The 11,758-nt window shown below is 57.2% G+C and carries 10 protein-coding genes and 1 pseudogene; 7 read left to right on the forward strand and 4 right to left on the reverse strand.

Translation table 11 applies throughout. The annotated features are described in order from the left end of the window. Positions 1-112: 112 nt before the first annotated feature. Entirely contained in the window at positions 113-1,300 is a 1,188-nt protein-coding gene (locus HMPREF3142_RS13870; RefSeq protein WP_070612158.1) for a hypothetical protein, read from the reverse strand. Between the two features lie 74 nt (positions 1,301-1,374). Next, a complete protein-coding gene (gene ppa / locus HMPREF3142_RS13875; protein ID WP_002886766.1) occupies positions 1,375-1,905 on the reverse strand; it encodes an inorganic diphosphatase in 531 nt (176 codons plus the stop codon). Between the two features lie 403 nt (positions 1,906-2,308). On the opposite strand from ppa, the gene ytfQ reads away from it, so the two are divergent. From ytfQ to yjfF, 4 genes are all read left to right on the forward strand, one after another. After that, the gene (ytfQ, locus tag HMPREF3142_RS13880; protein ID WP_008807147.1) at positions 2,309-3,265 is read left to right on the forward strand and encodes a galactofuranose ABC transporter, galactofuranose-binding protein YtfQ; all 957 of its coding nucleotides are present in this window, start codon (positions 2,309-2,311) and stop codon (positions 3,263-3,265) included. 123 nt (positions 3,266-3,388) lie between these two features. Beyond that, complete coding sequence (gene ytfR / locus HMPREF3142_RS13885; protein ID WP_008807146.1) at positions 3,389-4,891, forward strand: galactofuranose ABC transporter, ATP-binding protein YtfR; 1,503 nt, start codon at positions 3,389-3,391, stop codon at positions 4,889-4,891. Between the two features lie 10 nt (positions 4,892-4,901). After that, the gene (ytfT, locus tag HMPREF3142_RS13890) at positions 4,902-5,927 is read left to right on the forward strand and encodes a galactofuranose ABC transporter, ATP-binding protein YtfT (RefSeq protein ID WP_023323521.1); all 1,026 of its coding nucleotides are present in this window, start codon (positions 4,902-4,904) and stop codon (positions 5,925-5,927) included. Then, positions 5,914-6,912: a galactofuranose ABC transporter, permease protein YjfF gene (yjfF, locus tag HMPREF3142_RS13895; protein ID WP_002886825.1), complete on the forward strand. Its 999-nt coding sequence runs from the start codon at positions 5,914-5,916 to the stop codon at positions 6,910-6,912. Before ytfT ends, yjfF begins: the two co-directional genes overlap by 14 nt. Before the next feature lie 42 nt (positions 6,913-6,954). On the opposite strand, the gene fbp is transcribed toward yjfF, so the two are convergent. Next, positions 6,955-7,953 carry a class 1 fructose-bisphosphatase gene (fbp, locus tag HMPREF3142_RS13900; RefSeq protein ID WP_008807144.1) on the reverse strand — a complete coding sequence of 333 codons (999 nt, stop codon included), beginning with the start codon at positions 7,951-7,953 and terminating at the stop codon, positions 6,955-6,957. A gap of 175 nt (positions 7,954-8,128) precedes the next feature. Here fbp and mpl point away from each other — a divergent pair, with 175 nt between their 5' ends. Beyond that, a complete protein-coding gene (gene mpl / locus HMPREF3142_RS13905) occupies positions 8,129-9,502 on the forward strand; it encodes a UDP-N-acetylmuramate:L-alanyl-gamma-D-glutamyl-meso-diaminopimelate ligase (protein ID WP_023296931.1) in 1,374 nt (457 codons plus the stop codon). 68 nt (positions 9,503-9,570) lie between these two features. After that, positions 9,571-10,098 (forward strand): GNAT family N-acetyltransferase, encoded by a 528-nt coding sequence (locus HMPREF3142_RS13910; RefSeq protein ID WP_008807143.1) that lies wholly within the window; start codon positions 9,571-9,573, stop codon positions 10,096-10,098. 47 nt (positions 10,099-10,145) lie between these two features. On the opposite strand, the gene HMPREF3142_RS13915 is transcribed toward HMPREF3142_RS13910, so the two are convergent. Continuing rightward, positions 10,146-11,354: an aldose 1-epimerase family protein gene (locus HMPREF3142_RS13915; protein ID WP_023323523.1), complete on the reverse strand. Its 1,209-nt coding sequence runs from the start codon at positions 11,352-11,354 to the stop codon at positions 10,146-10,148. Positions 11,355-11,538: 184 nt separating this feature from the next. On the opposite strand from HMPREF3142_RS13915, the pseudogene HMPREF3142_RS29440 reads away from it, so the two are divergent. Further along, positions 11,539-11,654, forward strand: a pseudogene (locus HMPREF3142_RS29440) (hypothetical protein). Positions 11,655-11,758: the final 104 nt, after the last annotated feature.

The following is an 11,758-nucleotide window of genomic DNA, read 5'->3' on the forward strand; positions in this document are numbered from 1 at the left end:
TTTTTCTGCTCCATGCCTTACCAGAGTGGCAGACGATCCTTCGCCAGCCACATCGCGGAAGCCAGCGTCGTCAGCGCGAGAAAGAATAATCGTCGTGTTGGAGTACTGAACATTACATGATCTCCTCGAGCGCGGTATGGCGGGCCACTCCCTGCAGGTAGCGCCGCATCGCCGAGCGCATCTTCAGCCAGTCAGCTACCCGGTGTGATAATAACCAGGCCGTTGGGCCAATCAGCTCCAGTACCGCCAGGATCCCGCCAAAGCAGAGTAATAATAGGGACAGCATGTCCAGTGAATCCTGAATTAACCACCAAAATCCCCTGGCTGGTTTGTATGGGTTATTTAGCGACATGCCGAGTATGAGGAGGTACATCACCAGCACCATGCCATAAAACAGGTTATAGACTAGCGACATTTGCCGGTCACCGGGATAACAGGGATGATTTTTCAGAAAAGCGCCCCCGTCGCTGACGTTGTATAACGCCTGGATGTCGTTATCTTTCCGTTGGTAGACGGCGACTATCCGATCGCCGATAGCGAGAAAGGGCGGTTGACGGCGGTAAAAAAAGGGATGCAGGCCGAAGTTGGCGAAGCCGTTCTGCCAGAAGAAGGCCAGCGGTGCCGTGTCGCATTGTATCCCAACGCCATGGTATTCCCGCGTTGGGTTCCCCGCGAACCACTTCTTAAAAATGATAGTGCTAATTTTTCCCGTCCGGACGGCATAGCGTTCCGGCAGGGCTTGCGTAAAAGGCATTGCCGTCTGGCGGAGGGCTTTCGCCGTTGCGGGTAGTGGCTGGCAAAAGGAAAAGTCGCGGCGGCGGGCCATTGCCATCTTCGCCAGCAGATCGCGCATGGCGGGGTGCCGTTTTAGCACCGGGTGGAACAGTCGCTTATAGAGCCCTGTTAACAGTCCGATGAAGGCCAGGATCGCGATAATGCCGCAGCCGAACCTTCCCCATTCTGAGGTGCTCATCACGAGCGGGATAAGAGCGAAGATGAGCGTCAGCAGGCTGATAATCAGCAGCGGACGGGCCCAGCGCGTTACCCGTTGACTGGGTTCAAGGAGCGTTTCGCCATCGCTGAGCCAGTGGATCCAGTAACAGCCGTTGTCCAGTCGGCGGACGCCAAGGTGCAGAGGCTGATTGATCGTCAGGTGGTCAAAAAGCGCGGGGTCGTTAAAATAGCGTTTATCGGTATAAAAGACATGCTCGCCGGCGATAAGGCGCAGATATCCCTGTTTTTCACAGGCGGCGGTGGTGAAACCGGTATAGTTCAGAGTGAAATAGCGAACGCTTTTCACGGGACACCCTCCATGGTGTTATCGCGGCTATCCGTGCCGCAATCAGGCAGGGGATGACCCTGCCTGAGACAGAATTACTTCTGCTTTGCGCGCTCGAAAGAGGCAACGATTTCGGCTTTCGCCGCTTCCGCGTTGTCCCAACCGTCGACTTTAACCCACTTGCCTTTTTCCAGATCTTTGTAGTGCTCAAAGAAATGAGTGATCTGGGCTTTCAGCAGTTCCGGCAGGTCGTTCACATCGTTGATGTGATCGTATTCTTTGCTCAGCTTGGTGTGCGGTACGGCAACCAGTTTCGCATCTTCACCGGATTCGTCGGTCATCTTCAGAACGCCAACCGGACGGCAGCGGATCACGGAGCCCGGCTGCAGCGGGTACGGCGTCGGGACCAGCACGTCAACCGGGTCACCGTCCAGGGACAGGGTGTGGTTGATGTAACCGTAGTTGCACGGATAGAACATTGCTGTGGACATGAAACGGTCAACGAACAGTGCACCGCTCTCTTTGTCGACTTCATATTTGATAGGATCTGCGTTCGCCGGGATTTCGATCACGACGTAGATGTCTTCCGGCAGATCTTTGCCCGCAGGTACGTTGAGTAAGCTCATGTCTGTTTCCTTTAAAATGTATGGCAAACAAGTGCTCGGTATTATAGCCAACTCACATCGAAAGTCTTCGCTTCTTTTTCCCGATATCGCCGCGGAGTGCTCCGAATTTTTCGCGTAATAATGACATGAAAATCCATAAACATAGCCACATCATGAATAAATTTATGTAACCGTTTTCATTGCATGTGATTGATTTATCAAACTGCTTAAAAAAACGTCATAAACCGCAACAGCCGCGCTCCCTGCGAAGCCTTATCGGCTCTCCGCTGGGCAGCGGGGCCATCATTAACATCTCATTTACTTTTTTGAAGTGTGATGTAACGCATTCAGTTACATCACCGATTGTCTATAGTTTGTCCGCAGGTGAGACTTTAACCAACAATAACCCTACGAGGATACCCTTATGTGGAAGCGCTTACTTCTTGTCACAGCAGTTTCCGCAGCTATGTCGTCTATGGCGATAGCTGCCCCGCTAACCGTAGGTTTTTCGCAGGTCGGTTCTGAATCCGGCTGGCGTGCGGCGGAAACCAGCGTCGCGAAAGAGGAGGCCGCCAAGCGCGGTATCACCCTGAAGATCGCTGATGGTCAGCAAAAACAGGAAAACCAGATCAAAGCAGTGCGTTCCTTTATCGCTCAAGGGGTCGACGCGATCTTCATTGCACCGGTGGTGGCCACCGGCTGGGAACCGGTGCTGAAAGAGGCGAAAGAGGCCAAGATCCCGGTCTTCCTTCTCGACCGTTCCATTGATGTTAAAGATAAAGATCTCTACATGACCACCGTGACCGCCAACAACGTGCTGGAAGGCCAACTGATTGGCGACTGGCTGGTGAAAACCGTCGACGGTAAGCCGTGTAACGTCGTTGAACTGCAGGGCACCGTTGGGGCCAGCGTGGCCATCGATCGTAAGAAAGGGTTCGCCGACGCGATTGCCAAAGCGTCGAATATCAAAATTATCCGCTCTCAGTCCGGCGACTTCACCCGCAGCAAAGGGAAAGAGGTGATGGAGAGCTTTATCAAAGCTGAGAATAACGGCAAAAACATCTGCATGGTCTTCGCCCATAACGATGACATGGTAATCGGCGCCATCCAGGCCATTAAAGAGGCGGGTCTGAAGCCGGGCAAAGATATCCTCACGGGCTCCATCGACGGCGTGCCGGATATCTATAAAGCCATGATCGCTGGTGAAGCCAACGCCAGCGTCGAACTGACGCCAAACATGGCCGGCCCGGCGTTTGATGCGCTGGAGAAATACAAAAAAGACGGCACCCTGCCTGAGAAGCTGACCATTACCAAATCGACGCTGTATCTGCCGGATACGGCGAAAGAAGAGTTAGAGAAGAAGAAAAATATGGGCTACTGAGTGGGGAGCCCCTCATTCCATCCCTCTCCCCAGTGGGAGAGGGTAAAAAGCAGCGTTCCAGTAACCCCGGGAAGCCCAGCGCGACCCGGGGTAACCTGACATCATTTAAAGGTGACATCGATTATGAGCGCCGAGGCACACCAGGAGATCCTTCGCACCGAAGGACTCAGTAAATTCTTCCCCGGCGTTAAGGCGCTGGATAACGTCAACTTTAGCCTGCGGCGCGGCGAAATCATGGCCCTGTTGGGCGAAAACGGCGCCGGAAAATCGACGCTGATCAAAGCGCTTACCGGCGTTTACCATGCCGATCGCGGCACCATCTGGCTGGAAGGCCAGGCTATTTCGCCCAAAAATACCGCCCATGCCCAGCAGTTGGGGATTGGTACCGTCTACCAGGAAGTGAACCTGCTACCCAATATGTCGGTGGCGGATAACCTGTTCATCGGCCGTGAGCCGCGGCGGTTTGGCCTGCTGCGACGCAAAGAGATGGAGGCGCGGGCGACGGCGCTGATGGCCTCCTACGGCTTTTCTCTCGACGTGCGCGAACCGCTGAACCGCTTTTCGGTGGCGATGCAGCAGATCGTCGCTATCTGTCGGGCCATCGACCTGTCGGCCAAAGTGCTGATCCTCGACGAGCCCACCGCCAGCCTCGATACCCAGGAGGTGGAGATGCTGTTCACCCTGATGCGCCAGCTCAGGGATAACGGCGTCAGTCTGATCTTCGTCACCCATTTTCTCGATCAGGTCTATGCGGTCAGCGATCGCATTACCGTGCTGCGCAACGGCAGTTTCGTCGGCTGCCGCGAGACCCGCGAACTGCCGCAGATTGAGCTGGTGAAAATGATGCTGGGTCGAGAACTGGACCACAATGCCCTGCAGCGGGCGGGCCGTACCCTGCTGAGCGATAAGCCGGTGGCGGCGTTTGAAGGCTACGGTAAAAAAGGCACCATCGCCCCGTTCGACCTGCAGGTCCGTCCGGGCGAAATTGTGGGCCTCGCCGGCCTGCTGGGTTCCGGACGCACGGAAACCGCCGAGGTGATCTTCGGTATTAAAACGGCGGACAGCGGGAAGGCGTGGATCAAAGGCAAACCGCAGACCCTGCGCTCTCCGCATCAGGCTTCCTGCCTCGGGATCGGCTTCTGTCCTGAAGATCGCAAAACCGACGGCATTATCGCCGCCGCTTCGGTGCGGGAAAATATCGTCCTCGCCCTGCAGGCGCAGCGCGGCTGGCTGCGGCCGATCCCCCGGCGTGAACAGAACGAGATCGCCGAGCGCTTTATTCGCCAGCTGGGGATCCGTACCCCGAGCGCGGAGCAGCCGATCGAGTTTCTCTCCGGCGGCAATCAGCAGAAGGTACTGCTCTCCCGCTGGTTGCTGACCAAACCGCAGTTCCTGATCCTCGATGAGCCGACCCGCGGCATCGACGTCGGCGCCCATGCGGAAATTATTCGCCTGATTGAAACCCTCTGCGCCGATGGTCTGGCGCTGCTGGTTATCTCCTCTGAACTGGAGGAGCTGGTGGGTTACGCCGATCGGGTCATTATCATGCGCGATCGCCGACAGGTGGCGGAGATCCCGCTCGCCGAGCTCTCTGTACCGGCGATCATGAACGCTATTGCGGCATAAGGAGTAACTCATGATGCCTCGATCTCTTTCGCAAACCGGCCCGGAGAAGCGACGCTTCAGCTGGCCGAAGGGCACCCCGCAGATCATTGCCTTGCTGCTGGTGCTGCTGGTCGACAGCCTGGTCGCGCCCCATTTTTATCAGGTGGTGCTCCAGGATGGCCGCCTGTTTGGCAGCCCGATCGATATTCTTAACCGCGCCGCGCCGGTGGCGCTGCTGGCCATTGGCATGACGCTGGTGATCGCCACCGGCGGTATCGATCTGTCGGTGGGGGCGGTGATGGCGATTGCCGGCGCGACGGCCGCCTCGATGACCGTCGCCGGGCACAGCCTGCCGGTGGTGGTGCTGGCCTCGCTGGGGGCCGGTGCGCTGGCCGGGCTGTGGAACGGTATCCTCGTGGCGATCCTTAAGATCCAACCTTTCGTGGCGACGCTGATCCTGATGGTGGCCGGACGCGGGGTGGCGCAGTTAATCACCTCGGGGCAGATCGTCACCTTTGATTCCCCGGCCCTGGCATGGCTCGGCAGCGGATCGTTTCTGCTGTTTCCGACGCCGGTGATCATCGCCGCCGCCACGCTGCTGCTGTTCTGGCTGTTTACCCGTAAAACGGCGCTGGGTATGTTTATCGAAGCGGTGGGGATCAACATTCGCGCGGCGAAAAACGCCGGCGTGAATACTCGTATTGTGGTGATGCTGGCCTATGTGCTGAGCGGCGTTTGCGCAGCGATTGCCGGGATCATCGTGGCGGCGGATATACGCGGTGCGGATGCTAATAACGCCGGGTTGTGGCTCGAACTGGACGCCATTCTGGCGGTGGTCATCGGCGGCGCCTCCCTGATGGGTGGGCGCTTCAACCTGCTGCTGTCGGTGGTGGGGGCGCTGATTATCCAGGGGATGAATACCGGGATTTTGCTCTCTGGCTTCCCGCCGGAGCTCAACCAGGTGGTGAAAGCGGTGGTGGTGCTGTGCGTACTGATTGTCCAGTCGCCGCGCTTTATCGGTTTACTGAAAGGGGTACGCGGCCATGATAAAACGTAATTTACCGTTGATGATCACCCTTGCGGTGTTTGTGCTGGGCTACCTCTACTGCCTGACGCAATTCCCCGGCTTTGCCTCAACGCGGGTGATCTGCAATATCCTGACGGATAATGCCTTCCTCGGGATCATCGCCGTCGGCATGACCTTTGTGATCCTCTCCGGTGGGATCGATCTGTCGGTGGGGTCGGTGATCGCCTTTACCGGCGTCTTCCTCGCCAAAGCGATTGGCTTTTGGGGAATATCACCGCTGGTGGCGTTTCCACTGGTGCTGGTGATGGGCTGTGCCTTCGGTGCGTTTATGGGGCTGCTTATCGACGCGCTAAAGATCCCGGCTTTTATCATCACGCTCGCCGGCATGTTCTTTCTGCGCGGCGTCAGCTATCTGGTGTCGGAGGAGTCGATTCCGATTAACCATCCGGTCTACGACACCTTGTCTGGGCTGGCATGGACCATCCCCGGCGGCGGTCGTCTCAGCGCCATGGGGCTACTGATGCTGCTGGTGGTGGTGGCCGGTATTTTTGTCGCCCATCGCACTCGCTTTGGCAACCAGGTGTATGCCATCGGCGGCAACGCCACGTCGGCGAATTTAATGGGGATTTCGACTCGCAGCGCCACGATCCGTATCTATATGCTTTCCACCGGGCTGGCGACGCTGGCCGGGATCGTCTTTTCCATTTATACCCAGGCGGGCTATGCGCTGGCGGGCGTCGGCGTGGAGCTGGACGCGATTGCCTCGGTGGTGATCGGCGGTACGCTGCTCAGCGGCGGTGTTGGCACCGTGCTGGGAACGCTGTTCGGGGTGGCGATCCAGGGGCTGATTCAGACTTACATCAACTTCGATGGCACCCTCAGCTCATGGTGGACGAAAATTGCGATCGGTATTTTGCTGTTTATCTTTATCGCGCTGCAGCGTGGGCTGACGGTGCTGTGGGAAAATCGGCAGAATGCGGCGGTGACGCGGGTGAGTGGAGCGGGAAGTCGCTGACAGGGAACTCCCTTCCCGCAAGGCGGGAAGGGAGGGCAGGGATCAGGCGTCCGGGAATGCTTTAATGAAGTTCTCGACGTCTTCAACCATGTGGTTGTTACCGACAAAGAAGGAGCGGCGCTGGTGCAGGCTTTCCGGGATAATATCCAGAATACGCTCTTTACCGTCGCTGGCCTTACCGCCCGCCTGTTCGGCGAGGAAGGCCATCGGGTTGCATTCATACAGCAGGCGCAGCTTGCCGTCCGGGTGGCTGGCGGTGCTCGGATACAGGTAGATGCCGCCCTTCAGCAGGTTACGGTGGAAGTCCGCCACCAGCGAGCCGATATAGCGTGAGGTATAAGGACGCTGAGTCTCTTTGTCCTCTTCCTGGCAGTACTTAATGTACTTCTTCACGCCCTGCGGGAATTTGATGTAGTTGCCTTCGTTGATGGAGTAGGTATTGCCCTTCTCCGGGAAGCGCATGCGCTCCTGACACAGACAGAAGACGCCGAGGGACGGGTCGTAGGTAAAGGCGTGGACGCCGCAACCGGTGGTATATACCAGCATCGTCGAAGAGCCGTAGACCACATAGCCCGCGGCCACCTGCCTGTTACCCGGCTGCAGGAAGTCTTCTTCTGTCACCGGCGTGCCGACAGGCGTGACGCGGCGGTAGATAGAGAAGATCGTTCCGACAGAGACGTTAACGTCGATGTTAGAGGAGCCATCCAGAGGGTCCATCAGCACCACGTATTTGGCGTGTTCACACCCTTCGAAGACGACAATTTCATCTTCTTCTTCGGAGGCGATCCCGGCAACAATATCGCGTGCTCGCAGTGCGGCTTTTAATTTTTCATTAGCGAACAGATCGAGTTTTTGCTGAACCTCGCCCTGAACGTTTTCAGCACCGCTGGCACCCAGGATATCGACCAGACCGGCCTTGTTGATATCGCGGTGGATGATCTTGGCGCCCAACTTTATTGCTGACAACAAAGCAGTCAGCTCACCGGTGGCGTGGGAGAACTCGTGCTGCTTTTCAACAATAAACTCACCTAACGTTTTCATAACTCGTTCCCTGCATTTTTATGTTGAGTAAAACGAACGCAACAATCTTAACAAAGAATCAAAAAAGTGCGCACTGGTGAATCGCGCCAGCAAAATACAGATTCGCCTGAAATGCATTTCGCCAGGGCCCGGGATATGGGTAAAATGTGCCCCGGATAAGAGAAGGAAATGACGAATGCGCATTCATATTTTAGGAATCTGTGGCACGTTTATGGGGGGCCTGGCCATGCTGGCGCGCTCCCTCGGTCATGAGGTAACAGGGTCGGATGCTAACGTCTATCCGCCGATGAGCACCCTGCTGGAAAACCAGGGGATTGATTTAATTCAGGGTTATGACCCCAGCCAGCTGGATCCCCGGCCGGATCTGGTGATCATCGGTAATGCCATGACTCGCGGCAACCCGTGCGTTGAAGCGGTGCTGGAAAACAATATTCCGTATATGTCCGGCCCGCAGTGGCTGCACGACTTCGTGCTGCGCGATCGCTGGGTGCTGGCCGTCGCCGGGACCCACGGCAAAACCACCACTGCCGGGATGGCAACCTGGATCCTCGAAGCCTGCGGCTATAAACCGGGCTTCGTGATCGGTGGCGTACCGGGGAACTTTGATGTTTCCGCACGCCTGGGCGACAGCCCGTTCTTTGTGATTGAAGCCGACGAATATGACTGCGCCTTCTTCGACAAGCGCTCCAAGTTTGTTCACTACTGCCCGCGGACGCTGATCCTCAACAACCTTGAGTTCGACCACGCGGACATCTTTGACGACCTGAAGGCGATTCAGAAACAGTTCCACCATCTGGTGCGTATCGTGCCGGGCAAAGGCAAAATTATCCTGCCGGAGAACGACATCAACCTGAAGCAGGTGATGGCGATGGGCTGCTGGAGCGAGCAGGAGCTGGTGGGCGAGCAGGGCCACTGGCAGGCGAAGAAGCTGAACGCCGACGCCTCGCAGTGGGAAGTGCTGCTCGACGGCGAAAAGGTTGGTGAAGTGAAGTGGGCGCTGGTCGGCGAGCATAATATGCATAACGGCCTGATGGCGATTGCCGCGGCGCGTCACGTCGGCGTGCTGCCGGCGGATGCCGCGAACGCGCTGGGCAGCTTTATCAACGCCCGCCGTCGCCTGGAGCTGCGCGGCGAAGCCAACGGCGTTACCGTGTATGACGATTTCGCCCATCATCCGACGGCAATCCTCGCCACGCTGCAGGCGCTGCGCGGCAAAGTGGGCGGCACCGCGCGCATTCTCGCCGTGCTGGAGCCGCGCTCTAACACCATGAAAATGGGCGTCTGCAAAGACGATCTGGCGCCGTCTCTCGGTCGCGCTGATGAAGTGTTCCTCCTGCAGCCGCAGCATATTCCGTGGCAGGTGGCGGAAGTGGCGGAAGCCTGCGTCCAGCCGGCCCACTGGAGCGCCGACGTCGATACCCTGGCGGAGATGGTGGTCAAAACCGCCCACCCGGGCGACCATATCCTGGTGATGAGCAACGGCGGCTTCGGTGGCATTCATCAGAAGCTGCTGGATAAGCTGGCGCAAAAAGCGGCCGCGGCAGAATAAGCGCGAACGCCTCCGATCACTGCCCTCCGTGTGAGGGCAGTTTTGTTTTCGCTACCAGGGATTGTGCCATGCTGACCTGCGAAAGATTACGTTCTACCGACTCGCCCCATTTCGCCACGCTGGACGCGCTCTACGCGCGCGCCTTTCCGTGGCACGAGCAGCGCGAAAGCGACGCCAAACTTCAGGCGCTGAGCCACCCGCGCTACGCGCTGGAAGCGTGGTTCGATGAGGGCGTATTTATCGGCCTCAGCGGCTGCTGGCAGTTTGCCGGCTACGGTTATATCGAACATCTGGCGATCGACGATACGCTGCGCTCCCGCGGCTATGGTAAACAGCTGCTGGCGCAGATCCTGACGCGCGCGCCGCTGACTATTCTGGAAATCGATCCGCTAACCACGGCAATCGCTCATAAACGGCTGCGCTTTTATCAGTCGATGGGATTTCATGCCAATGCGTGGGCGCATCATCACCCGAGCTATCATCAGGGCATCGCGGATCATGAGTTGCTGGTGCTGAGCTACCCGCAGCCGATCGATGAGCGACAGTACCAGCAGTTTGCCCGGGATCTCGGGCGCGAGGTGATGGGGCGGGAGTAGTCCGGAACGGGGCGTCGCCCCGCTCCGGGAATTCACTGGTTACAACCTTACTCTTTGGCGATCGGCGTCTCGTTCTCCGCGACTTTATTGTCGCCCTGAATCTGCGCGATTTTCTGCTCAACGGCGGCCACCTGAGCGCTGTCGTGCAGCAGGGTGTAGGTCAGATCAAACTGCGCGCTGGCGCCCGGCTGCAGCTGCTTCACGCGTTTTTGTTCGCGTTCAATGGTGACCGGATAGGCGTAGCTGGTGCCCGGTTCGATACCGGTGACGTAGCCCTGTTTGATGGTGTCGGTGTTTTTCCATAGCGTCAGGACCGGCAGCTGACGGGTATCAAACTGAATGGAGGCCCCTTTATCGCCCGCTTTGTTGACCACCGCGGCCAGGGTCTGGTGATTTTCATCGGCCAGCGGCTGAATATTAAATACCATCTCGTCAAAATCTTTGGTCGGTCCCTGATAGGTCTGCCAGGTTTTTAACCCGCTCTTCGCGTAATCATTGAACGGGCTGATGCTGGACATCGGGGCGAGGAAGCGCGCGCCTTCTTCCAGAATCGGGGTGCCGAAGTTGCTGTGGTAGATAATCTGATAATCATGCGGATAGTCAGCATGGTTGGTTAAGACATCATGCAGGCTGAAGCTGTTGCTGCCCGGCACGTAGCGCAGTTCGGTCAGGGTCTGCAGATCGGCTTTTTTGAAGGTGCTCTCTTTCACCAGGCCGCGGATGCGGATTTCATACGGCGCGCTGTCAGCCACCTCGACTTCTACCCGCGAGGCCGGCGTGTTGCCCGCCTTGCCGTGCAGGGTATAAATCTGCCCGTCCGCGGTCACCGGATGGCCGGTCCATTCATAGCCGCAGCGGACCATCATCTCGTTGAATCCTTCCAGCCAGCCGAGTCCATTGCGGCTTTCCAGGTTGATAAACGCCGGGTTGACGACCTCTTTAACCGGCGAATCCCAGCCCATCCGGCTGCCGAAACCCTCAATACGCAGTAAGTTCATGCCACGGGTTGGGCTGAGAGTGATGGTCAGGCCGTCTTTACTGTGAATGGTGAGGATTTTGCTGCCTTCCTGCTTACCGCCGTGCAGGACTTTTTGCTCAATGCTGAACGCATGGTCTTTTACCTTCAGCTGATCGCTGCTGATCTGCCAGTTTCCTTTATCCATGCCCTCTTCAGCGTTCGTCAGCACCCATGTTTTTGCCGCGGCTGAGCCAGAAACCAGCAGGGCGATCGTCGTCAGAACCAATGTCTTTTTCATTTTTATTCCCTTTTTGCTGAATCGATTGTGTCATTGACGTGTGAAATCTACCGGCATGGGGGTGATTAAAATGTGAAGCGCCTCACCTGGTGAGAAAGTGGCCGTTTTTATGATGTTAAATGCGATGAAAGTCGTATTATTTTGCTAAGTAATGCGTATTTATCACCAGGATATGTGATCTACATTGTTTTTAGCTTTAACGATTCAGCTTGGCAACAAGGCAAAAAACAAACGTATCGTCGTGCGGATGAGGGGCCCCAGGCGATACGGAGGGTACATCCCTGCTGGCGCAAACCTTAGAACTGGGGTGAAGGTAGGCCGGATAAGGCGTTAGCCGCCATCCGGCACAACGACGGGAACGGAGTCTGGTACAGATTGCCCGGCGGCGCTGCGCTTGCGCGGGC

This window comes from Klebsiella sp. HMSC16C06 (genome assembly GCF_001808325.1).
Lineage (GTDB): Bacteria > Pseudomonadota > Gammaproteobacteria > Enterobacterales > Enterobacteriaceae > Klebsiella > Klebsiella variicola.